Raw genomic sequence first — 22,574 nt, 5'->3', positions numbered from 1 at the left:
GCGCGGTCACGACCAGCACGGAGGAACCCCGCACGGGGACAACCCGATCCCGCGCCACGCGCAGGAGGTCACGCGCAAGACCCGCGACCCGAGGGAGAACCCCACCGGACGACCGCGAGGAGAGCACCACAAGGGGACCACCGCCTCCGGCAGCCCCGACGAACCCCGCGATCAGCTTTCCACCAGCAGTGCGACGCCGTCCAGCACCCTGGCGAGACCAAAATCGAACCACTCGTTCAGGTCACGCTCACCGGGCGGCGCCCCGCTCGCCAGCTCGCGCACCCACGGGAAGTCCGCGGCGTCCAGCCACCCGCCCCTGGCGCCCCACCACTGCGGCCCGCTGACCCCGGTGTCGCGGGTCTGCTCGCTCTCGCTGACCAGCAGCAGCGCCATCCCCTGCACGTACCCGCTGACCAGCAGGCACACCGAAAGCCCGGTCGCGTGGTCCACCCCGCGCCCGGCGAGCGCGACGAGGTAGCGGTCGACCACCGCGATCAGCTGCGGCCCGAGCGGTGGCCTGCTGGTGGCCAGCGCCCCCAGCGCCCACGGGTGCTCCCAGTACAGCAACCACTCCTCGCGCGCCTCGCGCTCCAGCACCTCCCGCCACCCCGGTCCTCCGGCAGCACCGCCACTCGGCGCACCACCACCCGACGCAGCACCACCGCCCGGCGCGCCACCACCACCCGGCGCACGACCTCCCGCAGGCGCACGACTCCCAGCGGGTGCGCGCCTCCCGTCCCCCACGCCCCAGGACCGCTCCCGCCAGAGCTCGCGGGCCTCGACGAGCACCGCGTCGACCATGGCCGCGATCAGGTCGGCCCGCCCCGTGACGTGCCGGTACAGCGACATGGTCGCCACCCCGGTCCGCGCCGCGAGCGCCCGCATCGACAGCGCGCCCAACCCCTCGGCGTCGGCCAGCTCGATGGCCGCCCGCACGACGGCGGCCCGGTCCTGCGGCGGCCCACCACCCCGCCGCCGCACGGCCGGTCCCCCGCTCGCACCCCGTCCGGCACCACGTCCCCGCGCGTCCGGCCCGACACCCGCAACACCCCGCACCGCGCCACGCACATCCGCCCCGGCAGCCACACCGCCCCGCGCCGCGCCACGCACATCCGCCCCGGCACCGGCCGCACCCCGAGGCACACCACGCACATCCGCCCCAGCACCCGCCGCACCCCGTCCGGTGCCACGTCCCTGCACATCCGGCCCGGCACCCGCCACGTCCCGAGCCGCACCACCCACATCGGACCCAGCACCCACCGCACCCCGAGCCACACCAAGTGAACCCGCCCCTGCGCCCGTTCCCCCGCGAGCGGCGCCAGCCCCTCCCGCACCAGCCCCGCCCCGAGCCGCCGCAGCGCGTCCCCGAGGGTCCTGCCCGGCGTCCCGTCGAGCGCGGTACGCCCGCGCCTGGCAGGCCCGCCCGCAGTACCGCCGAGGCCTCCCCCGAGCCGCCCGCTCCACCAGAGCCCCGCACTGCGCGCACCCCACCGCATCCCCTTTTCGTCACACCAACACCGCGTGACGCAATCGTTGGAGCGCCAGCCCAGCGGAGGAAATCATCGGACTACAGCGTACGAGCGAAGGAGCGGGAAGATGCAGGTGCGCAAGGCACTCCAGGACGAGTCCGACGCCGTGGTGGACCTGGTCCGGCGCGCGGCGGCCGACGAGGTCGTCACGGCGTGGGTCCTGGACTCGGACGAGGTCAGGAACGCCGACCGGACCCTCACCGACGAGATCATCCGAACGCTGGTCGACGAGCAGGCCCGCCGGTGCGAGGTGCTCGTCGCCGAGGACGAGCGAGGCTTCGCCGGGTACGCGTTCTGGACCGAGGCAGGCGGCGGGACGGCGGGCGGCGAGCCCCCGAGGCCGGACGGGACGCCGCCGAGGGCCGAGGCGCTGTTCACCCTGCTGACCGCCGCGCGCCCGACCTTCCCGCACCTCTACCTGGCCGCCACCGCAGTCCTGCCCGAGCGCAGGGGCCAGGGCGTCGGCGGCCTCCTGCTGGCCCACCGGCTCGCCGACACCGCGGGCCTGCCCTGCTACCTGGAGGCGAGCACCACCCGCTCGGCGGCCCTGTACGCGCGGCACGGCTTCGCGCACGCGGGCAGGCCGATCGAGCTCCCCGAGAACGGCCCGACCCTGTTCCCGATGCTGCGACCGGCGACGACCTGACCCCGCCCCCCCGAACCCCGCCTAACCCCCGAGCAGCTCCACCAGCAGCCCGTCCGCCCCGTCGGGCGCGGGGTCGATGACCACGACCTTGTCGCGGCCCCGCTCCCCCGACACGATCTCCACGTCCTGCCTGCGCACCCCGAACGCCTTGGCCAGCGCCTTGCGCACCGCCTCGTTGGCCTTGCCCTCGACGGCGGGCGCGGCCACCGCCACCACGAGGGCGCGCTCGTCCCACCGCCCGCCGACGGCGTCGCGCTTGGCCCCCGGCTTCACCCGCACCACGAACTTGAGCATCGCACCCCCCACCGACAAAGAAGCCTCCGAGAGCAGACCGGTCCCGGCACGTCACCCGATCGAGCGGGCAACGCGCCGGGACCGCGTCACGCGAGCGCTCAGCCGGCCTTGACGACCAGCACCCGCACCTTGACCCCGTCGCCCACGGCGCCCTCGGACCCGCCGTCGACGGCCCCGTACGACACCTCGACCGCCAGCGTCTCCTCGCGCACGAACGCCTCGAACGCCCGAGCCGCGTCGGCGGCGGCCCCGGCGGGCGCGTCCACGGTCAGCGCGATCCGGTCCGACACGTCCAGCCCGGCGTCCTTGCGCGCCTGCTGCACGACCCGCACCAGGTCCCGCGCCACGCCCTCGGCCGCCAGCTCCTCGGTGACCTCGGTGTCCAGCACGACCAGCCCGGCCCCGCCGGGCAGCGCCGCGGTGGCCGCCGGATCGGTGGCCACGAGCCGCTGCTCGTACTCCTGCGGGAACAGCTCGATCCCGGCCGCGACGACGCTCCCGTCGACCTCGGACCAGTCCCCGGCCTTCACCGCCTTGATCACCTTCTGCACGTTCGGCCCGAGCCGGGGCCCGGCCACCCGCGCGTTCACCGCCAGCTGGAAGTGCCCGTGCGCGGCCACGTCGGTGGTCAGCTCGACCGCCTTGACGTTGACCTCGTCGCTGAGGATCTCCCGGAACCCGTCGAGCACCCCGGCCGTCGGCGACGCGATCACCAGCTTGGCCAGCGGCAACCGCACCCGCAGCTTGTTGGCCTTGCGCAGCGACAGCGCCGTCGACGCCACCTGCCGCACCGCGTCCATCGCCGCCACCAGCTCGGGGTCGGCGGGCAGGTCGGCCGCGGCCGGGTAGTCGGTCAGGTGCACCGAGCGCCCGCCGGTCAGCCCGCGCCACACCACCTCGGTGGTCATCGGCAGCAGCGGCGCGGCCACCCGCGACACCACCTCCAGCACGGTGTGCAGCGTGTCCACCGCGTCCTGGTCGCCCGCCCAGAACCGGTCGCGCGAGCGCCGCACGTACCAGTTGGTCAGCACCTCCAGGAAGTCCCGGACCGACGCGCACGCGCCGGAGATGTCGTACTCGTCGAGCTGCCCGGTGACCCGAGCGACCAGGTCGTGCGTCTTGGCCAGCGCGTACCGGTCGAGCACGTGCGTCGAGTCGGTCCGCCAGGTCCCCTCGACGCCCTCGGCGTTGGCGTACAGCGCCAGGAAGTACCAGGAGTTCCACAGCGGCAGCACGGCCTGCCGCACGCCGTCGCGGATGCCCCGCTCGGTGACGACCAGGTCGCCGCCGCGCAGGATCGGCGAGGACATCAGGAACCAGCGCATCGCGTCCGAGCCGTCCCGCTCGAACACCTCGTTCACGTCCGGGTAGTTCTTGCGCGACTTGGACATCTTCTGCCCGTCGTCGCCGAGCACGATGCCGTGCGCCACGCAGTTGCGGAACGCGGGCCGGTCGAACAGGGCCGTGGCCAGCACGTGCAGCGTGTAGAACCAGCCTCGGGTCTGCCCGTTGTACTCGACGATGAAGTCGCCGGGGTAGTGGTTCTCGAACCAGTCGGCGTTCTCGAACGGGTAGTGCACCTGGGCGAACGACATCGACCCGGACTCGAACCAGCAGTCCAGCACCTCGGGCACCCGGCGCATGGTGGACTTGCCCGAGGGGTCGTCCGGGTTGGGCCGGGTCAGCTCGTCGATCGCGGGCCGGTGCAGGTCGGTCGGGCGCGTGCCGAAGTCGCGCTCCAGCTCGTCCAGCGAGCCGTACACGTCCACGCGCGGGAACTCGGGGTCGTCCGAGACCCACACCGGGATCGGGGAGCCCCAGAACCGGTTGCGGGAGATGTTCCAGTCGCGCGCGTTCGACAGCCACTTGCCGAACTGGCCGTCCTTGATGTGCTCGGGCGCCCAGTTGATCTGCTGGTTCAGCTCGACCATGCGGTCGCGGAACCGGGTCACCGCGACGAACCAGGACGACACCGCGCGCTGGATCAGCGGGTTGTCGCAGCGCCAGCAGTGCGGGTACGGGTGGTCGTAGGTCTCGTTGCGCAGCAGCAGGCCCGCGTCCCGCAGGTCGCGGATGATGACCTTGTTGGCCTCGAACACGTGCTGACCGGCGTACGGCGGCACCTCGGCGGTGAAGCAGCCGTGCGGGTCGACCGGCACGACGACCTCGATGTTCGCGGCGTCCGTGACGGCCTTGTCGTCCTCGCCGAACGCGGGGGCGATGTGGACGATGCCGGTGCCGTCCTCGGTGGTGACGTAGTCGGCGGGCAGCACCTGGTGCGCGTTGTCCCGGCCGAGGAAGAAGTCGAACGGCGGGGTGTAGCGGCGGCCGACCAGGTCGGAGCCCTTGCAGCGGGCCACGACCGGCGGCTCCTCGCCCAGCTCGCGGGCGTAGGCGGCGACGCGGGCCTCGGCGAGCAGGTACTTCTCGCCGTTCGCCTCGACCGTCACGTAGTCCACGTCCGGGTGCACGGCGGCGGCCAGGTTCGACGGCAGCGTCCACGGCGTGGTCGTCCACACCAGGGCCAGCTCGCCGGTCTCCAGGCGCAGGCCGACGGTCACCGCCGGGTCCTGCCGGTCCCGGTAGGTGTCGTCCATCTTGGTCTCGGTGTTGGACAGCGGCGTCTCGCAGCGCCAGCAGTACCAGAGCACCCGGAAGCCCTCGTAGACCAGGCCCTTGTCCCACAGGGTCTTGAAGGCCCACATGACGCTTTCCATGTAGTCCAGGTCGAGGGTCTTGTAGTCGTTGTCGAAGTCGACCCAGCGGGCCTGCTTCGTCACGTAGTCGCGCCACTGGTCGGTGTAGCGCAGCACGGACGTGCGGCAGGCGTCGTTGAACTTGTCGATGCCGAAGGCCTCGATGTCGCTCTTGGACGAGAAGCCGAGCTGCTTCTCCGCCTCGACCTCGGCGGGCAGGCCGTGCGTGTCCCAGCCGAAGCGGCGCTCCACGTGCTGGCCGCGCATGGTGCGGTAGCGCGGCACCAGGTCCTTGACGTACCCGGTCAGCAGGTGGCCGTAGTGCGGCAGGCCGTTGGCGAACGGCGGGCCGTCGTAGAAGACGAACTCGTTGGAGCCGTTCTCCCCGGCGGGCCGGGCGTCGACGGAGGCCTGGAAGGTCTGGTCGTCCTCCCAGAAGCCGAGCACGTCGCGCTCCAGCGCGGGGAAGGACGGCTGGGAGGGAACGGCGTCCGCTCCCGCCTTGGGGTAGGGCATGGTCAAGCTCCTCGCGTGCGTCACCGGCGCACGGGGACGACGCGCCCACCCCGTAGGCGCACCGCGGTACCACCCCGCTTGCCAGGGCACGGGGCTCTGGCCTCTCTTCGACGGCTGTGACGGGCCGTTCCCGTCCGGTTCTACTGGGGCCCGAGGGCCTGTTCTTCCGGAGGCTCCCCCGGTGATGGCCGGATCAACGCCTGTGCCACCAAGGGTAGCCGAGGGCGCAAACCGGTTCGGCGGACCCGGCCTGGCGCGGGTGGGCGGTCAGCTCCGCGCGGCGGGTTCGTCCTCGGCGGGGCCACCGGTCCCGCCCGCGCTCCCGGCGGGCTCCGCGGCCCCGGCACCCGTCCCGGCGGCTCCGAGAGCGTCCTCGGCGGCCTGAGGGGCCCGCACGGCCCGCTCGGGCTCGGCGGCGGCCCGCTCGGTCGGGGCTTCGGGGGTCGCGGCGGACGGCGCGGGCTCCACGGCGGTCGCTCCGGCACCGACGGCGCCAGTCCCCGCCGCGCCAGTCCCAGCGGCGCCCACCCGCTCGGCCCGCTTCGCGGCGGCCCGCTTGGTCGCGGCCAGCGCCGAGTCCGGCCTGCACACCCCGCACGGGGTGAACCCCAGCTCGCGCGCCTCCGCCAGCGGCAGCCCCAGCGCGGCCCGGTCGCCCACCCAGGAGCAGCCCGCCAGGTGGTACCGGGGCCGCTCGTCGAGCACCCGGACCTCGTCCGGGGCGTCCGCGACGGCCAGCAGGTCGGCCGCGTCGGTGTCCTCCTCGGCGGGCTCGTCCTCGGGGGCGACGCCGGTGGGAACGACCGCGGGAACGCCGACGGGCGGGGCGGGAGCCTGATCGGCCCCGCCCCGCCCGTCACCGGAACGATCTTGAGTACTACCCTGTGCCACGACGGCACCCGCCCCCGACCGGCGGTGCAGCCACCAGTCCAGCACCAGTCCCACCGCCGCGGCGGCGCTCGCCGCGACCGACGACCACGCCCACAGGGTGGACGCGCTGGTCAGCGCGGGCACGAGCAAGCCGAGCGCGGCCAGGACCAGGAGCAGGACTGCGTACAGCACGCTCGCAGCGTAGATCAGCGCTGGAGCGCGGGCTGAGCCCGGCCGGGCTCAGCCCGCTTCGGCACGCGCCCCGAAGGAGTAGCCCTGCTGCCCCGCCCTGCCGTCGGACGGCGCTGCGGGGCCCCGGTCCTGCAGGTCGCGCAGCGACGACTCCAGCATGGTCTTGAGCCTGGTGCGGTACTCGCGCTCGAACGTCTGGAGCTTGTCGATCTGCTTCTCCAGCGTGTTCTTCTCCTGGGTGATGTTGCCCATCACCTCGGCGTGCTTGCGCTGCGCGTCGCGGTCGAGCGCGCTGGCCTTGTCACGGGCCTGCCGCTCCAACGTCTCGGCGCGGGTCCGCGCGTCGTTCAGCATGGTCTCGGCACGCGTGCGCGCCTCGTTCACCATGGTGTCGGCCTTGGACCTGGCCTCCGAGAGCAGCTGCTCGGACTTCGTCCTGGCCTCCGACAGCATCCCGTCGGCCTCGGCCTTGGCCTCGCCGGTCAGGCGGTCGGCCATCTCCTGGGCGAGCCCGAGGACCTTGGCGGCCTGGACGTGGTGGTCACCCCCACCACCGGGGGACGTCTGCTCCAGCGCCGAGGGGGGCGGCACGGGCGCGAGCCTGCGGGGCTCCTCGACGACGCGGCTGGGACCACCGACACCGGCGGCGATCTTGGCTCGTGCGTCCTCCAGGTCGGCACGCGCGGTCTCGACCTGCTGGTCGAGCTGCTCGACCTGCTGGCGCAGGTCGTTGTTCTCCTCCATCAGGCGGGCGAGCTCACCCTCAACCAGGTCGAGGAACGCGTCCACCTCGTCCTCGTTGTAGCCCCGCTTGCCAATCGGCGGCTTGCTGAACGCGACGTTGTGCACGTCCGCGGGGGTCAACGGCATCAGATCACCTCACGCACTCCTGGGCTGTGGACATCCCTGGTCCCCTCACCTGGGATCGGCTACTCGCATCAGAATGATAACGACCAGCAACAGCACAATAATGGACAAGTCCAGACCGATGTTCCCAATCCGCACGGTGGGGATGACTCGCCGCAGCAAGCGGATCGGGGGATCGGTCACGGTGTAGACGGTCTCCAGGGCCACTGCCGTGCCGCCCGCGGGCCGCCAGTCCCTGGCGAACGAGCGGACGCCTTCCACGACCATGCGCGCGATGAGCAGCAGCCAGAACGAGAACAGCAGGTAGTAGACCACGAGCAAGAGGGCATCCACACCTCCAACTGTGCCACCACTCAGCCGTGGTTGAGGAATCCGCCCTCGGCGAGCCGCCTCCGGTCTTCGGCGGTCACGTCGATGTTCGGGGGTGAGAGCAGGAACACCTTGTTGGTCACCTTGTCGATGGACCCCCGGAGGGCGAACGCCAGCCCGGCGGCGAAGTCGACCAACCGCTTGGCGTCGGCGTCGTCCATGTCGGTGAGGTTCATGATGACCGGCGTGCCGTCCCGGTAGTGCTCCCCGATGGCCCGCGCCTCGTTGTAGCTGCGCGGGTTGAGGGTGGTGATCCGGCCGAGCGCGGCAGCCGCCGGGGCGGGCTGCTGCGCCTGCGGGACGGGCAGGGGCCGGGGCCGCGGCGCGGGCTCGCGCTGCGACTCGATGGCCAGCGCGCCGTGCACCGGGGTCTCGCTCCACGAGCGGCGGGACCGGGCGCGGGCGTCCGACTCGTACTCCTCGGCGTCCTCCAGGTCGGAGCGGTACTCCGACCTGCTCGAACGGCGCCGTCCGCGCTGCTCGGGGTAGGTCTCGTACTCCGCGGTCTCCGGGTACTCGGAGCGGTACTCCGAGTAGCGACCACCGCGCTCGTCCTCGTAGGCGTCAGGGTCGTCGGCGTACTCGGCGGGAACCATCCCGAAGTACGCCTTCAGCTTGTGGAACCCGCTCATGCCAAGCCCTTCCTCCGCCGTTCCCCAACCGCAAGGACGTCGCGGCCGCCCCAGAGGTTCCGGACAGTTACGGCGAGGTTAGTCCCCGGCTGCCCAGCAACGCTGTTCCGACACGCACGCACGTCGAACCCCATGCGATCGCATCTTCCAGGTCGCCGCTCATCCCCGCCGAGATCACGGTGGCACCGGGATGATCGTCACGCAAGCGGGTTACCGCTCCCTTCAAGAGCGCAAACGCTTCTCCGGGATACCGGCCCAGTGGTGCGACAGCCATCACACCCCTCAGCCGAAGTTCACTCGAACGGCCGATGCGCGCGGCGAGGTCCGGAAGATCAGGGACCGGACATCCTCCTCGCGCAGTGTCACCGTCAATGCTCACCTGGATGAGCACATCCCGGTGAACGCCGTTCTTGGCCGCCGCCTCGACGAGCGCGTCGACCAACCTGGCCGAGTCTACGCTGTCGATCCGGTCGGCCCAGGTCAGGACCGACTTGGCCTTGTTCCGCTGCAAGCGGCCCACCATGTGCCAGTTCGCGTCGAGATCACCCAGGTCGGCGACCTTGGCGCGGGCTTCCTGGTCCTTGTTCTCGGCGAAGTCGCGCAGCCCGAGGCCGTGCAGCAGCCGGACGTCGGAGGCCGGGAAGGTCTTGGTGACCGCGAGCAGGGCCACCTCGGCGGGGTCCCGGTCCGCCGCCTCGCAGGCCTTGTCGACGCGGGCGCGGACCTCGGCGAGGTTGAGCCGCAGCTCCTCCTCGCGGCTCACGGCTCGATCCAGGCGACGGAGGCGAGGCGGCCGGTGCCGGGGGTGCGGCGGTGGCTGAAGAGGGAGCGCTCCTCGACGGTGCAGCGCGGGTCGACGCCGATCTTGCCCACGCCCGCGGCGGCGAGCTGGTTCCACAGGCCCGCGCGCAGGTCGAGCGAGGGCTTGCCCGCGCGGGACTTGGCCGCGCTGCCGGGCAGGTGCTTGTCGACGTCGGCCCGCATGTCGGCGGGCACCTCGTAGCAGTCGCCGCACACCGCCGGGCCGAGCAGCACCTCGGTGTTCTCGGGCGTGGCGCCCGCGTCGGCCATGGCCTTGAGCACGGCGGGCACGATGCCGACCCGCGCCCCGACCCGCCCGGCGTGGGCGACGGCGGCGACCCCGGCGACCGGGTCGCCGAGCAGGACCGGCACGCAGTCCGCGGTGAGCACGGCGAGCGCGAGGCCGGGCCGGGTGGTGACGACGGCGTCGGTGGCTTCGAGCGGGACCCGCTGCGGCCCGTCGACGACGGCGACCGTGCGCCCGTGCACCTGCTCCATCCAGACCAGGTCGGTGGCGGGCACCCCGATCCCCTCGGCGAGCCGGGCGCGGTTGGCCCGGACCGAGTCCGGGTCGTCGCCGACGTGGTCGCCGAGGTTGAACGAGTCGTAGGGCGCCCTGGAGACGCCGCCTTCACGGGTGGTCACGACACGTCTGATGCGCACACCCCCAGCTTGTCACGCGCGGCGCGGAACCCGGACCCCCAGGGCGTGGGGAGCGCGGGTGTTCACCGCCACGGGGCCGCCGAGCCGGAGCCGCCGAGCCGGAACCGCAGCGCCGGGCCCGCGCACGACGAAGGCCCCCGGTGGTCACCACCGGGGGCCTCGCGCGTTCACCTGCCAGGGGGCTCGTCCGCCCCTCGGCTCCGCCTGCCGACTACCGCCGCATGAACGGCGGCACGTCGACCTCGTCGTCCGGGTCGTCCGTGACCGGCACGGCCCGGTTGCCCAGGCCCAGCGGTCGGGGCAGCGGCTGCGGCGGCTGGTACGTGCTCGCGGGCGGCTGCGGCTGGACCGGGAGGGTCGGCAGCGGCGGGGTCGGCGGTGGTGACGGCTCGACCGCGACCGGCGGCGCCGGTGCGGGCTCCGCCGCCTTCTGCGGGCTGGACAGGGCCTGCGGTTCGAGCTTCTTGTGCGTCGGCCCGTTCCCGTCGAACCCGGCCGCGATCACCGTCACCCGCACCTCGTCGCCGAGCGAGTCGTCGATGACCGTACCGAAGATGATGTTCGCGTCGGGGTGCGCCGCCTCCTGGACCAGCGAGGCGCTCTCGTTGATCTCGAACAGCCCCAGGTCGGACCCGCCCGCGATCGACAGCAGCACGCCGTGCGCGCCCTCCATGGACGCTTCCAGCAGCGGGCTGTTGATCGCCTTCTGGGCCGCTTGCACCGCTCTGCCCTCGCCTCGGGCCGAGCCGATGCCCATCAGCGCGCTGCCCGCCCCGGACATGACGGACTTGACGTCCGCGAAGTCCAGGTTGATCAGACCGGGCGTGGTGATGAGGTCGGTGATGCCCTGGACACCGGACAGCAGCACCTCGTCCGCGGAGCGGAACGCGTCCATCAGCGAGACGCCGATGTCGCCGAGCTGGAGCAGCCGGTCGTTCGGGATGACGATGAGCGTGTCGCACTCGTTGCGCAGCGCCTGGATGCCCTCTTCGGCCTGCTTGGCCCGGCGCTTGCCCTCGAACGAGAACGGCCGGGTCACCACGCCGATGGTCAGCGCGCCGAGCTTGCGGGCGATCGAGGCCACGACGGGCGCGCCACCGGTGCCCGTGCCACCGCCCTCACCGGCGGTGACGAACACCATGTCGGCGCCCTTGAGGACCTCTTCGATCTCCTCGCGGTGGTCTTCCGCGGCCTTGTGGCCGACCTCGGGGTTGGCGCCAGCGCCGAGTCCCCTGGTCAGCTCACGGCCGATGTCGAGCTTGACGTCGGCGTCGGACATCAGCAGCGCCTGCGCGTCGGTGTTGACCGCGATGAACTCGACGCCCTTGAGCCCGACCTCGATCATGCGGTTGACGGCGTTGACACCACCGCCGCCGATGCCGACGACCTTGATCACCGCGAGGTAGTTGTGCGGGGGCGTCATCGGTCCGCCTTCCTGATCGTGTCCGTGCTCATGTGCTGGAGTGGATGACCACCGGGTCACCGCACCCGGATTGAAACCCTCGACGCTGGGTCAAGAGTTGTGTCAACCCCGTATGTTCCTGCTGGACGGTATGCACCGGTGGTGCGTCGGTCCAGCAGCCACGCCGTAGTTGCCACGGGCGTCCGCCGTCCGGTCACCCCGTAGGGCAGCGCCGCGCTGGGCCAAGGGTAGTCCGACCGCGCGGGCGGTTTCGCCCAGCCCGCTCGGCGCGGCGGGCGTGACGGCCGCCACCGACCGTCCTCATCGGACGTGGTCGGGGGCGCGGAGCCGTGATCACGGGTGGTGGGAAGTGTCCCGACCCGCCGGGACCGGCGACGACGTGATCGACCCCCGCGCCAAACCGTGACGGGAATCACCACGCGCGAGTGCCTGAAAGGGCACCGCCGCGAGCGGTTCACGCGCCCCCGGCCGGAATCGGGGGCGCCTGCGCGCGCAGGCGCCCCCGACCCGTGAGCACAGCCAGGACCCCGGCCTCAGGACACCGTCGGCAGCTCGGGGCTGGTCACGTCGTACACCTTGCCCTCGCGGGTCAGCAGCACGTCCAGGACGGCAGCCTTGCGCGGGGTGTCCTGCGCCGAGCCCCAGCGGACCTCGCGGCCCGCCGACATCTCCAGCACCAGGTCGGACCCGCCGCTGGAGCTCACCGACAGCACCTCGCGGCGCAGGTCGTCCGGCAGCTGCACGAGCACCGACACCGAGGCGGCGAGCGCCTCCTCGCCGGTCCCCCTGAGCACCGGCAGCCCGGCGGGCGCGGCGGACGTGGTCGCGTAGTCCTTGCCGGTCCGGTCGACCAGGTGCGCGCCGTCGTCCGCCTGCACCACGGCGACCGGGGTGCGCTCGGTGACCTTGAGCAGCACCGTGCCGGGCAGCGACCGGGAGACCTCCACGTCCGCCACCCTGGGCAGCTCGCGCACCTTCGCCGCGACCGCCCCGGTGTCCAGGCTCAGGATCGGCTCGCCGGTGCCGACCTCGGCCGCCACCCGCACCTGCTCGGCCGTCAGCTCGGCGTTGCCCTCGACCTCCACCGCGCTCACGCCCACCAGCGAGGTGAACCAGAGCGCGTAGCCGAGCACCACGACGGTGACGACGCTCATGACGGCGACCGCCCGCCTGCGCAGCACCGTCGCGCGGTCGGGACCGCGCGAGGACTTGCGCCGCTGCTGCGCGCGCGGGCGGCGCGCCGTCGTGGCGCTCATCCTCGCTGCGCCAGCGCGTCCACGATCACCGGGCCGAGCATGGTGACGTCGCCCGCGCCCATCGTGACCACCAGGTCGCCCTCGCGGACCAGGCCCGCGACCAGCTCGGGCACCCGGTCGAACGAGGGCACGTGCCGCACCCTGCCCGCCTCCAGCGGGACGGCGTCGGCGACCAGCTCGCCGGTCACGCCGGGCTCCGGGTCCTCGCGCGCGCCGTACACGTCGAGCACGACGACCTCGTCGGCGAGCGCGAGCGCCTGCCCGAACTCGGCGGCGAACGCCTTGGTGCGCGAGTACAGGTGCGGCTGGAACACCACGACCAGCCTGCCGTCGCCCGCGACCGGGCGGGCCGCCTTGAGCTGCGCGGCGACCTCGGTGGGGTGGTGGGCGTAGTCGTCGTAGACCCGCACGCCCGCCGCGACGCCCTTGAACTCGAAGCGCCTGCGGACCCCGCCGAACGCGGCCAGGCCCTCCAGGACGCCCCAGCGGTCGGCGCCGAGCTCGACGGCGGCCAGCAGCGCGGCGACCGCGTTGCCCGCCATGTGCTCGCCGGGCACGGCGACCCGCACGTCCAGCCGCTCGCCGTCCAGCTCCACGACGGCCAGGCCGCCCGCGCCGTCCGGCCGGTGCTCGACCAGCACGGCGGCGCCATCGCCGGTCGCGGCGCGGCCGTAGCGGCGCACCCGGATGCCGCGCTTCTCGGCGCGGTCGGCCAGCGCGGCGGAGCCCTCGTCGTCGGCGCAGGCGATCAGCACGCCGCCGGGCTCGACGCGCTCCAGGAACTCGTCGAACACGGCCACGTAGGCCTCGACGGTGCCGTGGTGGTCGAGGTGGTCGGCCTCCACGTTGGTCACGACCGCCACCGACGGCGCGAAGAACAGGAACGAGCCGTCGCTCTCGTCGGCCTCGGCCACGAACACGCCGCCCGCGCCCTGGTGGGCGTTGGCGCCGGACTCGTTGAGGTCGCCGCCGATCGCGAACGACGGGTCCATGCGGCAGTGCTGGAGCGCCACGGTCAGCATGGACGTGGTGGAGGTCTTGCCGTGGGTGCCCGCGACGCAGGCGACCCGGTGGTCGAGCATCAGGGCGGCCAGCGCCTCGGCCCGGCGGAGCACGGCCACGCCGCGCTCGCGGGCGGCGACCAGCTCGGGGTTGTCCTCGCGGATCGCGGTGGACACCACGACGGCGGTGGGGCCGCCGTCGAGCTGGTCGAGGTTGGCGCCGTCGTGGCCGATGGCGACGTGGGCGCCCTGGGCGCGCAGCGCGAGGACCGTCCGCGAGTCCTTCGCGTCCGATCCGGACACCCCCGCGCCCCTGGCGAGGAGGATGCGCGCGATGCCGCTCATGCCCGCGCCGCCGATGCCGACCAGGTGGACCCGGTCGAGGACCCCGCTCACTTCTTGATCACCTCCAGCACCATGCGCGCGAGCACCTCGTCGGCCTCGCGGTGGCCGGTGGACAGCGTCGCGGCCGACATGGCGGCGAGGCGCTGGCGGTTCGCGACCAGCGGGACGACGTTGGCGGCCACCCACTCGGGGGTGAGCTGCTCGTCGGGGATCAGGACGCCACCACCGGCGGCGACCACCGGGTTGGCGTTGAGGGCCTGCTCGCCGTTGCCGTGGGGCAGCGGGACGAACACGGCCGGGAGGCCGACCGCGGAGACCTCGGCGACCGTCATCGCGCCGGAGCGGCACAGGACGGCGTCGGCGGCGGCGTAGGCCAGGTCCATGCGCTCCAGGTAGGGCACCGGGACGTAGGCCGGGGTGTTCGGGACCTGCTGGACGGCCACGGTGTTCTTGGGGCCGTGGGCGTGCAGCACGCCGATGCCCGCCGAGGCGAACGCGGGGGCGGCGGCGGAGACCGCGGTGTTGATCGAGCGGGCGCCCTGCGAGCCGCCGAACACCAGCAGGACCGGCGCGGTCGGGTGCAGGCCGAAGGCCCGGCGGGCCTCGGCGCGCAGCGCGGCGCGGTTCAGGGTGGTGATGGAGTGGCGGAGCGGGATGCCGATCACGCGCGCGTCCGAGAGCCCCGAGTCGGGCACGGCCGCCGCGACGCGCTCGGCGAACTTCGCGCCGACCTTGTTGGCGAGGCCGGACTTCGCGTTGGCCTCGTGCACGACGATCGGCACGCGACCGCGCGCGGCGAGGTAGGCGGGGAGCGAGACGTACCCGCCGAAGCCGACGACGACGTCCGCGCCGACCCGCTCCAGCACGTCGCGGGTCTGCTTCACGGCGCCGCGCACCTTGAGCGGCAGCTTGAGCAGGTCCGCGGTGGGCTTGCGCGGCATGGGGACGGGCGGGATCAGTTCGAGGGGGTAACCGCGCGCGGGCACGAGCCGGTTCTCCAGCCCCCGCTCCGTCCCGAGCGCGACGACCCTGGCGTCCGGCCGAAGCCTCATGACGGCGTCGGCCAGGGCGAGCGCGGGCTCGATGTGCCCAGCGGTGCCGCCTCCGGCGACGACCACGCAGGGACCGTTCTTGGCAAGCCGATCGCCGGACAGGGTGACCTCCAGGTGTGGGGAAGCGCTCGTCGGACTCGACGCCGAAAAGCCTAGCAACGGCGGTTGGGGGCGGTTCTCCACCTTGGACGTGTGGGGGGGGGGGGGGGGGGGGGGGGGGGGGGGGGGGGGGGGGGGGGGGGGGGGGGGGGGGGGGGGGGGGGGGGGGGGGGGGGGGGGGGAGGTGGTCGAGTCAGGCAGGGCAGCCGGGCTGGGCGGGGTGGGGCGGCGAGGAGAGGGGACCGGGCAGTGGGCAACCGGGGTAAGGCGGCCGTAGGCCAGGGGCGAGGTCGCGGCCTGAGCGGACCGGGGTGAGCGACGGCGGGTGAGCGGACCGCTCACCCGGAGGCGACCGGACCGCTCGACTCGGCTGCCCCGAGCCTGTTGGCGAAAAACGGAACTGTGGCGGAAACAGCACCATCGGGCGGGGGTGGAGAACCGATGAACGGCCCGGCGGCGGGTCCAGCGGCTGGTGCGGTTGAACGGACCGTTCAACCGCACCAGCCGCGCGGTGAACTACTGCGGTAGCAGGCCTGACCAGCGCTTTGGCGGCGGTGAACGGACCGTTCAACCTTGGCCAGCCGTCCGACCTTGAGCGAACGGACCGTTGGCCCGAAGCTGGCGGGCGGTGAACGGACCATTCACCTGGTCCTGAGCGAGCGGACCGCTCACCCAGGACCGGCCGTCCAACCTTGGGTGAGCGGACCGTTCGCCCTTGATCAGCCGTCCAACCTTGGGCGAATGGACCGTTCACCCATGACTGGCCATCCAACCTTGGGCGAACGGACCGCTCACTCAAGACTGGCCATCCAACTTCGAGCGAACGGACCGTTCACCCGAAATCCGCGTGCGGCGAGCGGACCGCTCACCCAGGACCGGTCGTTCGACCTTGAGTGAACGGACCGTTCACCTGAAGGCGGTGAGCGACGAACGGACCGTTCACCTGAGAGCGATGCGCGGCGAACGGACCATTCGCCCGAAGGCCGTGCGCGACGAGCGGGCCGTTCACCTGAAGGCCGTGCGCGACGAACGGACCGTTCACCCGGAGGCCGTACCAGCGAACGGGCCGTTCACTCAGGCTGGGGCGAGCGGACCGTTCACTCAAGCTGAGTCGAACGGACCGTTCATCCGAGATTCAGGCGAGCGGATCGTTCAGCCGGAGTTCGGGAACGCGGTGGTCGGGTCCCACCCGACCCCGTCCCCACAACCGAGTTCCCGCAACCCAGTCCCCACGCCCAAGTCCCCGCTCCCCGCGTCCAAGTCCCCACCACCCCCACCCTCACCGCCCGTCGCGCCCAGTCCTCCTCGTCGGCCGCGCCACTCGCGTGGTCCGGTCCTGCGTGGCCTTCCTGGACTCCCGCCGCCGGTACTCCGACGGCGGCGCCGAGCGTCCGCCCACTCGCCGCTCCTCGACCTTCGGCGCGGGCGCCGCGCGGCGGCCCGGCGCGCGTGGCGGCGACGACGGGCGGCCGGGCTTGCGGCGGGCCGGGGGGCGGTAGGCCTCGGGGGCGGGCAGGCGCAGGAAGCCGCCGACGCGGCCCGGGCCGAGCTTGCGCAGCGCCGCCACCGCCTCCGGCTCGTGCCGGGCGCAGCTCGCCAGGATGCCGAACACGATCATCGTCGTGACGATCGACGTGCCGCCCGACGAGATCATCGGCAGCGTGATGCCGGTGACCGGGAGCAGCCGCACCACGTAGCCGATGTTGATCGCGGCCTGCGCGACCAGCCACACCGTGAGCGTCCCGGCGATCATCCTGATCCACGGGTCGGTGTTGCGCGCCGCGATCCGCAGCCCCACCACCGCCAGCAGCGCGAACAGCCCGAGCACCAGCAGGCACCCGATGAACCCGAGCTCCTCGCCGATCACCGCGAAGATGAAGTCGCTGTGCACGTTCGGCAAGTACCGCCACTTGGCGCTGCCGTTCGTCAGCCCCTTCCCGAAGAACCCGCCCTCGGCCAGCGCGTACATCGCCTGCAGCGACTGCAGCCCGGACCCGAGCGGGTCCTCCTCGGGGTCGAGGTACGCGAGCACCCGGTCCAGCCGGTAGGACGCGCCGACCGCCAGCACGACCGCGCCGCCGACCGCCGCGGCCAGGATCACGCCGAACACCCGCATGGGCGCGCCGACGAACCAGAGCAAGCTGAGCAGCACCACCGCGAGGGTGATCGTGCCGCCGAGGTCGGGTTGCAGCATGACCAGCGCGAACACCATCAGCGCGACCGGCACGACCGGCACGAGCAGGTGCCGGTACTGGTTGAGCAGCGCCCGCTTGGTGACCAGCACGTGCGCGCCCCACAGCGCCATGGCGAGCTTCGCGGGCTCGATCGGCTGGAACGAGATGCTGCCGATGCGGAACCAGGACTGGGCGCCCCAGATGTTCGTGCCGAGCGGCGTGAGCACCAGGCCGAGCAGGACGACGGACACGAGCATGGCCATCGTGCTGCTGTGCCGGATGCTGCGCAGCGGCAGCCGGAGCGTGATCCAGAAGAGCACCGCGCCGACGCCGACGTACATCAGCTGGTTGCGGAACACCGAGTAGGCTGCCCGCCCCGAGGCGACCTCACCCGGTGCCGACGCCGACAGCACCATGATCAACCCGATGGCGGTGAGCATCCCGAAGACCGCCAGCAGCAGGTGGAAGTCCGCCAGCGGTCTGCTCAGCCACGCGGTCAGCGCGCTGCGGGGGTGCCGCCACGCCTTCCCGCGCGCGGTCCCCTGCTCGCGCTCGACGACGGTCACGTCCCGACCCGCCCAGGGCCGCTCATCCCGATCCACATGCGCTCATGGTCTCGCGCGCAAGCCGACACGCCGGGAAGCGCTCCCGCGTGTCGCGTTCACGCGAGCGCGATCACGGTCGCGCCGGCCCAGGCGCGGGGGTGTGCCAGTGGTGGTGCTGGTGCAGTCCGCCGTGCACCGAGCCGACCTGGGTCACGCTGCCGCTCCCCGCGCCGGTGGCGGTGTTCGTGCTGGAAGCGGTGGGTCCGGCGCCGAGGTCCGCAGGCCCGACGACCACCCGTCCCAGCACCCCCATGGACCGGTCGGCCGCCGCCGTGACCAGGCTGTTCGCCCCGGCGCGGGCGCTCTCCGCCGCGCACAGCCCGCCGAGCGCCGCCCGCATCACCGCCCGCGCGGTGAACTGCTCGCCGCTGCCCCTCGCGGGCGGGCGCAGCGCGGCGACCGCGCCCAGCACGGCGCCCAGGTTCCACACCAGCGCCCAGTGCGCGCCCGTCCCCCGCTCGGCGAGGAACCGCAGCCACCACTCCTCGTGCTCGTGCCACGGCGAGTCCAGCACCGCCCCGAGCCCGACCCCGCGCAGCAGGGTGGTCAGCAGCGGCACGTCGAACAGCGGGAAGTCGGCGGAGAGATCGCCGTCGAACCGGGAGAGGCCTGGCACACCGGTGGGCAGGTCGCCGCCGAGGAAGTCCAGGTAGTGCCGGGTGTAGGCGGTGGAGATCCGCCGCTTGACCTCCCCCTCCACCTCGGCCCCGCCACCGACCCGCCTGGCGGTGGCCTGGAAGAGGCTGAACGTGATGGCCCGCTCCCGGCGCTTGAGCAGGGCCCGCAGCACGACGCGGCGGGCGAGCCCCCGGCTGCCGCCCCCGTCACCGGTCCCGGCCCAGGCGAGCAGCGATCCCTGCAGCGCCTCGGTGGTGTCAGCGTCCTTGTGCAGCGTGGGGCGGACCAGTTCCAGCCGCGCGCTCTCCCGGCCGAAGTACAGCGGGTACCGGTGGGCGTCGTGCCGGTAGAGGCGCTGCCGGGAGCTGACGAACTCGTCGAGCGTGCCCTGGTAGCTGATCGGCTGGAAGGAGTCGTGCTCCGCGAGCGCGGAGAGCAGCCGGTGCTCGCGCTCCCCGAGGCCGCCGTTCTCCCAGACCAGGGAGATGCCGCAGCACAGCGGTGACGTGGTGCCCAGGAGCAGGCACTTCACCACGTGCTCGAACACGCGCGGGGTCAGCCGGAACCCGACCGAGCCGCCCAGCTCCCGGTCGAGCAGGTGCAGGTAGAGCGGTCTGCCGCTGACCGGCCCCGCCCCGGCGGCCGAGGGGAGGCCCACCTCACTGCCCCGCGAGCACCGGGGACTCGTCGACCCTGCGGCGTTCCAGCGACCGCGCGATCACCCGGCGCAGCTCCCGCTCGCCGTCCTCGGCGCCTGCCAGGAGCTCCTCCTCGAAGGTGACCTCGGCCGCGCCGGTGGGAGCGATCTCCGAGGAGGTGGGGCTCACCGTGTGGTAGCGGACGGTCTTGCCGAGACCGGCCGCGTACCCGATCTCGAACAGGACCCCGTTGGAGACGGGCCCGAACACCCAGACCTCGTCGGCCATGCGCACGAGGTTGTTGTTGCCCCGACGCACGAGATCGCGGTCGACCCGGTCGTTCAGGAAGTAGTCGAACAAGCGGAAGGGGTTGACCGGGACCGCACCCAGGCGCAAAACGTATTCGCATATCGCGTCGCGGCAGAAGAAGTTTAACTTCGAGTGCGCCGTGTAGACCACGGGCTTCACCTCGGTAATGTCCACCAGACCTCCACGTCGACCGTCACACCGATCCCTCGCGCAGGCGCAGCAGCGCCTGCTGTCCGGAGAAGTGACCGCTCACCAGCGCTGCCGTGATTCCGCGGAATTTCCCGGACGCGTCCCCCGCGACCCACAGGGGGAATCCCGGCAATCGCAAACCGGAATCGGTTCGCGGATAGTATCCAACCCCTTCGACGGCGGGCCAGTGCAGCACCGAACCGGACAAGGGCGTGTCGCCGAATAGCCCCGATAGTGTGATGAGCCCACGCCGCACGGCGCTCAGCAGCCACGGAGCGCCCTCGCCGCCGCCCAGCAGTTCCGCACCTCCGTCGTCGTCCGCCATGAACCGCTCCCAGGGAAGACCTTCGGGAACGCTCCTGCCGGGCACCGAGGTGGCCAGCAGCCCGAGCAGCGCGCGCCCCCGCGCCTCGTCGGTGACCCGCATGGTGAACCCGACGTTGGACAGCCCGGTGGGCGGGCAGTCCGCGCGCCCGGACAACGAGCGCCACCGCCCGAAGGCGGTCGGCACGACCCGGCCGTCCCGGCAGCAGCAGAAGGTGCGCCACTGCGCCCCGGTGACCGGGTCCGGGATCAGGTACTTCGGGTCCAGGTCGGGCTCGTCCAGCAGGAAGAACACCGGCGCGGGCTGCTCGATCCGCAGGCCCAGTTCGACGCGCTCGAACCGCAGGTGCCGCCGGTCCAGCCGGGCGGAGAGCGGACCGAACCGGCCCCCCGCCAGCACGACGGCCCTCGCGGTGATCACAGCGGTGCTCCCCCGTCGCCGGACGACCAGGTCGACGGGACCGCCGCGCCTCGGGTGGACCTCGACGACCTCGGTGTCGAACAGGATCTCCCGCCCGCCTGCTCGCGACAACTCACCGACCAGCTCGAAGCGCTGCTCCAACGGCACGTAGCGGGACCGGTAGGACTTGCGGCGCGCGCCGACCGGCGGTGGCGCCGCTGGTCCGCTCACCCGCCCCTCCGGGTATCCGGGCACCGGGAGCACGTCCGCCAGCAGGTCGGCGAACCACCGGTAGGACTCGGCCAGCGCCCCCTGGGGCTCGACCTCCCACAACCGGGAAGCGGACGGGTGGAAGGAGAACTTCCCGTCCGAGTACAGCCCGGCCCCGCCCTGCCCGGAGACCAGGTCGCCGGGGTCGTCCTCCGACCGCAGGGCGAGCGGTCCGCCCCGGTCGAGCAGCAGCACCTCCCCCGACCACGGGGCCAGCGCCGCCGAGGCGGCCAGCCCGGCAGGCCCCGCGCCGACGACCAGGACGTCCACCCGGCGGTCCCCGACCACCCCGGAATCCCCCGCTCGCACTCCCCCACGGTCGGCGCGCCGCCACCGCCCCCTGCCGCACATCTGCGGTCCCCGCCCACCTCGCCCCGGAAAGCGGAAGGACCCCATCCCCCAACCGGGGAACGGGGTCCTTCCGCACAAGCCCAGGAGCGCGCTCACCCGGCCAGTTCGCGCACCGCCTCGGCGAAAGCCCGCCCCCGGTGCGCGTAATCCGCGAACATGTCCATCGACGCCGCAGCGGGCGCCAGCAGCACCGCGTCGCCCGGCCGCGCGAACCCGGCCGCCGCGCGCACCGCGCCCGCCATGCCGCCCTCGGCGAGCTCCACCACCGGCACCGCGGGCGCGTGCTCCGCCAGCGCCGCCGCGATCGCCGCCCGGTCGGCGCCGATCAGCACGGCCGCGCGCAGCCGGTGCCCCTCGGCCCTGACCAGCTCGGCCACCGACGCGCCCTTGAGCAGCCCGCCCGCGATCCACACCACGCTCTCGTGCGACCGCAGCGACGCCACGGCCGCGTGCGGGTTGGTCGCCTTCGAGTCGTTCACGTACCGCACCCCGCCGACCTCGCCGACGACCACACCCCGGTGGTCGCCCGGCCGGAAGTCCAGCAGGCCCCTGCGGACCGCCTCCGGCTCGACCCCGTAGGCCCGCGCCAGCGCCGCCGCCGCGAGGGCGTCCGCGATGCCGGGCGGACCGCCGGGCGTCACGTCCGCCACCGCCGCCAGCCTGCTGTCCGGGCCGAACGCCCGGTCCACCAGGTAGCCGCCCGCGACCCCGAGCTGCCCCTCCTCGGGCTCCCCCAGGGTGATCCCGACGTGCGCGGTCCCCGGAGCCTCGGTCAGCAGCTTCGCCACGTACGGGTCGTCGACCCCGGCGATCGCCACGTCGCCGACCAGCGCGCCCGCCTTGGCCAGCGCGTACGCCTCCAGCGACCCGTGCCAGTCCAGGTGGTCCTCGGCGACGTTGAGCAGCACCCCGGCGGTCGGCCGCACGGACGGGGACCAGTGCAGCTGGAAGCTCGACAGCTCGACCGCGAGCACCCGGTGCCCGGCGAGCAGCGCGTCGACCACCGGCAGGCCGACGTTGCCGCACGCGATCGCGTCCAGCCCCGCCGCCCGCAGGATCGACTCCAGCATGGTCACGGTCGTGGTCTTGCCGTTGGTGCCGGTGACCACCAGCCACGCGGGCGGGTCGGCCAGCTCGGCGGCCATCCGCCAGGCCAGCTCGACCTCGCCGATCACCTCGACCCCGGCCGCCGCCGAGGCGGCCAGCAGGGGGTTGTCCGGGCGCCACCCCGGACTGGTCACCACCAGGTCGACGCCCTCGGGCGGGGCAACGAGCCCCGCCACCAGGTCGACTCCGGGCAGCAGCTCGCCCATCGCGGCCAACCGGTCGGCGGAGGAGTCGGTCACGGTGACCGTCGCGCCCGCCGCCAGCAGGGCCTCCGCCGCCGAGCGGCCCGCCACCCCGGCGCCCGCGACGAGCGCCGAACGTCCAGCCAGGAACCCCAC

General features: G+C 73.3%; 19 protein-coding genes. 1 reads left to right on the top strand and 18 read right to left on the bottom strand.

The window, feature by feature from the left end; all coding sequences use genetic code 11:
- Positions 1-171: 171 nt before the first annotated feature.
- Positions 172-981, bottom strand: a complete 810-nt coding sequence (locus LV78_RS10615) for a TetR/AcrR family transcriptional regulator (protein WP_253844672.1) — start codon at positions 979-981, stop codon at positions 172-174.
- Positions 982-1,596: 615 nt separating this feature from the next.
- On the opposite strand from LV78_RS10615, the gene LV78_RS10610 reads away from it, so the two are divergent.
- On the top strand, positions 1,597-2,175 hold the full coding sequence (locus LV78_RS10610; protein ID WP_253844671.1) for a GNAT family N-acetyltransferase: 579 nt from the start codon (positions 1,597-1,599) through the stop codon (positions 2,173-2,175).
- Positions 2,176-2,196: 21 nt separating this feature from the next.
- On the opposite strand, the gene LV78_RS10605 is transcribed toward LV78_RS10610, so the two are convergent.
- From LV78_RS10605 to murD, 17 genes are all read right to left on the bottom strand, one after another.
- Positions 2,197-2,469 carry a DUF167 domain-containing protein gene (locus LV78_RS10605; protein ID WP_253844670.1) on the bottom strand — a complete coding sequence of 91 codons (273 nt, stop codon included), beginning with the start codon at positions 2,467-2,469 and terminating at the stop codon, positions 2,197-2,199.
- Between the two features lie 98 nt (positions 2,470-2,567).
- Complete coding sequence (gene ileS, locus LV78_RS10600; RefSeq protein WP_253844669.1) at positions 2,568-5,681, bottom strand: isoleucine--tRNA ligase; 3,114 nt, start codon at positions 5,679-5,681, stop codon at positions 2,568-2,570.
- Between the two features lie 267 nt (positions 5,682-5,948).
- Positions 5,949-6,743: a hypothetical protein gene (locus LV78_RS40645; RefSeq protein WP_301306230.1), complete on the bottom strand. Its 795-nt coding sequence runs from the start codon at positions 6,741-6,743 to the stop codon at positions 5,949-5,951.
- A 48-nt stretch (positions 6,744-6,791) separates the two neighbouring features.
- The gene (gene wag31 / locus LV78_RS10590) at positions 6,792-7,613 is read right to left on the bottom strand and encodes a DivIVA-like cell division protein Wag31 (RefSeq protein WP_253844668.1); all 822 of its coding nucleotides are present in this window, start codon (positions 7,611-7,613) and stop codon (positions 6,792-6,794) included.
- Positions 7,614-7,658: 45 nt separating this feature from the next.
- A complete protein-coding gene (locus tag LV78_RS10585; RefSeq protein WP_253844667.1) occupies positions 7,659-7,943 on the bottom strand; it encodes a YggT family protein in 285 nt (94 codons plus the stop codon).
- A 20-nt stretch (positions 7,944-7,963) separates the two neighbouring features.
- Positions 7,964-8,611: a cell division protein SepF gene (locus LV78_RS10580; RefSeq protein WP_253844666.1), complete on the bottom strand. Its 648-nt coding sequence runs from the start codon at positions 8,609-8,611 to the stop codon at positions 7,964-7,966.
- Positions 8,612-8,678: 67 nt separating this feature from the next.
- Complete coding sequence (locus LV78_RS10575) at positions 8,679-9,374, bottom strand: YggS family pyridoxal phosphate-dependent enzyme (protein ID WP_253844665.1); 696 nt, start codon at positions 9,372-9,374, stop codon at positions 8,679-8,681.
- Positions 9,371-10,075, bottom strand: coding sequence for a peptidoglycan editing factor PgeF (gene pgeF / locus LV78_RS10570; protein ID WP_253844664.1), 705 nt, complete (start codon positions 10,073-10,075; stop codon positions 9,371-9,373). Before pgeF ends, LV78_RS10575 begins: the two co-directional genes overlap by 4 nt.
- A 211-nt stretch (positions 10,076-10,286) precedes the next feature.
- A complete protein-coding gene (gene ftsZ, locus LV78_RS10565) occupies positions 10,287-11,498 on the bottom strand; it encodes a cell division protein FtsZ (protein WP_253844663.1) in 1,212 nt (403 codons plus the stop codon).
- A 533-nt stretch (positions 11,499-12,031) separates the two neighbouring features.
- Positions 12,032-12,754, bottom strand: coding sequence for a cell division protein FtsQ/DivIB (locus LV78_RS10560; protein WP_253844662.1), 723 nt, complete (start codon positions 12,752-12,754; stop codon positions 12,032-12,034).
- Positions 12,751-14,151: a UDP-N-acetylmuramate--L-alanine ligase gene (murC, locus tag LV78_RS10555; protein WP_308208698.1), complete on the bottom strand. Its 1,401-nt coding sequence runs from the start codon at positions 14,149-14,151 to the stop codon at positions 12,751-12,753. The genes LV78_RS10560 and murC overlap by 4 nt, the downstream gene beginning before the upstream one ends.
- Entirely contained in the window at positions 14,148-15,266 is a 1,119-nt protein-coding gene (murG, locus tag LV78_RS10550) for an undecaprenyldiphospho-muramoylpentapeptide beta-N-acetylglucosaminyltransferase (protein ID WP_301306331.1), read from the bottom strand. The genes murC and murG overlap by 4 nt, the downstream gene beginning before the upstream one ends.
- 1,264 nt (positions 15,267-16,530) lie before the next feature.
- Entirely contained in the window at positions 16,531-17,991 is a 1,461-nt protein-coding gene (gene ftsW, locus LV78_RS10545) for a putative lipid II flippase FtsW (RefSeq protein WP_253844660.1), read from the bottom strand.
- A gap of 109 nt (positions 17,992-18,100) precedes the next feature.
- Positions 18,101-19,306: a hypothetical protein gene (locus LV78_RS10540; protein WP_253844659.1), complete on the bottom strand. Its 1,206-nt coding sequence runs from the start codon at positions 19,304-19,306 to the stop codon at positions 18,101-18,103.
- A 1-nt stretch (position 19,307) separates the two neighbouring features.
- Positions 19,308-19,769 (bottom strand): DUF7768 domain-containing protein, encoded by a 462-nt coding sequence (locus LV78_RS10535; protein WP_015804464.1) that lies wholly within the window; start codon positions 19,767-19,769, stop codon positions 19,308-19,310.
- 19 nt (positions 19,770-19,788) lie between these two features.
- On the bottom strand, positions 19,789-21,066 hold the full coding sequence (locus LV78_RS10530) for a hypothetical protein (protein WP_253844658.1): 1,278 nt from the start codon (positions 21,064-21,066) through the stop codon (positions 19,789-19,791).
- A gap of 155 nt (positions 21,067-21,221) precedes the next feature.
- Complete coding sequence (gene murD / locus LV78_RS10525) at positions 21,222-22,574, bottom strand: UDP-N-acetylmuramoyl-L-alanine--D-glutamate ligase (RefSeq protein WP_253844657.1); 1,353 nt, start codon at positions 22,572-22,574, stop codon at positions 21,222-21,224.

The sequence above is a fragment of the Actinosynnema pretiosum genome (assembly GCF_024171695.1).
Taxonomy (GTDB): Bacteria; Actinomycetota; Actinomycetes; order Mycobacteriales; family Pseudonocardiaceae; genus Actinosynnema; species Actinosynnema pretiosum.
Note: the sequence above shows the minus strand (reverse complement) of the source record. Positions and strands in the feature narration are given on the sequence as shown.

Excerpts from the sequence above, each read along its gene's own strand:
- LV78_RS10610 (WP_253844671.1), top strand. The coding sequence starts at position 1,597 with ATGCAGGTGCGCAAGGCACTCCAGGACGAGTCCGACGCCGTGGTGGAC.
- LV78_RS10605 (WP_253844670.1), bottom strand. The coding sequence starts at position 2,469 with ATGCTCAAGTTCGTGGTGCGGGTGAAGCCGGGGGCCAAGCGCGACGCC.
- ileS (WP_253844669.1), bottom strand. The coding sequence starts at position 5,681 with ATGCCCTACCCCAAGGCGGGAGCGGACGCCGTTCCCTCCCAGCCGTCC.
- wag31 (WP_253844668.1), bottom strand. The coding sequence starts at position 7,613 with ATGCCGTTGACCCCCGCGGACGTGCACAACGTCGCGTTCAGCAAGCCG.
- LV78_RS10580 (WP_253844666.1), bottom strand. The coding sequence starts at position 8,611 with ATGAGCGGGTTCCACAAGCTGAAGGCGTACTTCGGGATGGTTCCCGCC.
- ftsZ (WP_253844663.1), bottom strand. The coding sequence starts at position 11,498 with ATGACGCCCCCGCACAACTACCTCGCGGTGATCAAGGTCGTCGGCATC.
- LV78_RS10560 (WP_253844662.1), bottom strand. The coding sequence starts at position 12,754 with ATGAGCGCCACGACGGCGCGCCGCCCGCGCGCGCAGCAGCGGCGCAAG.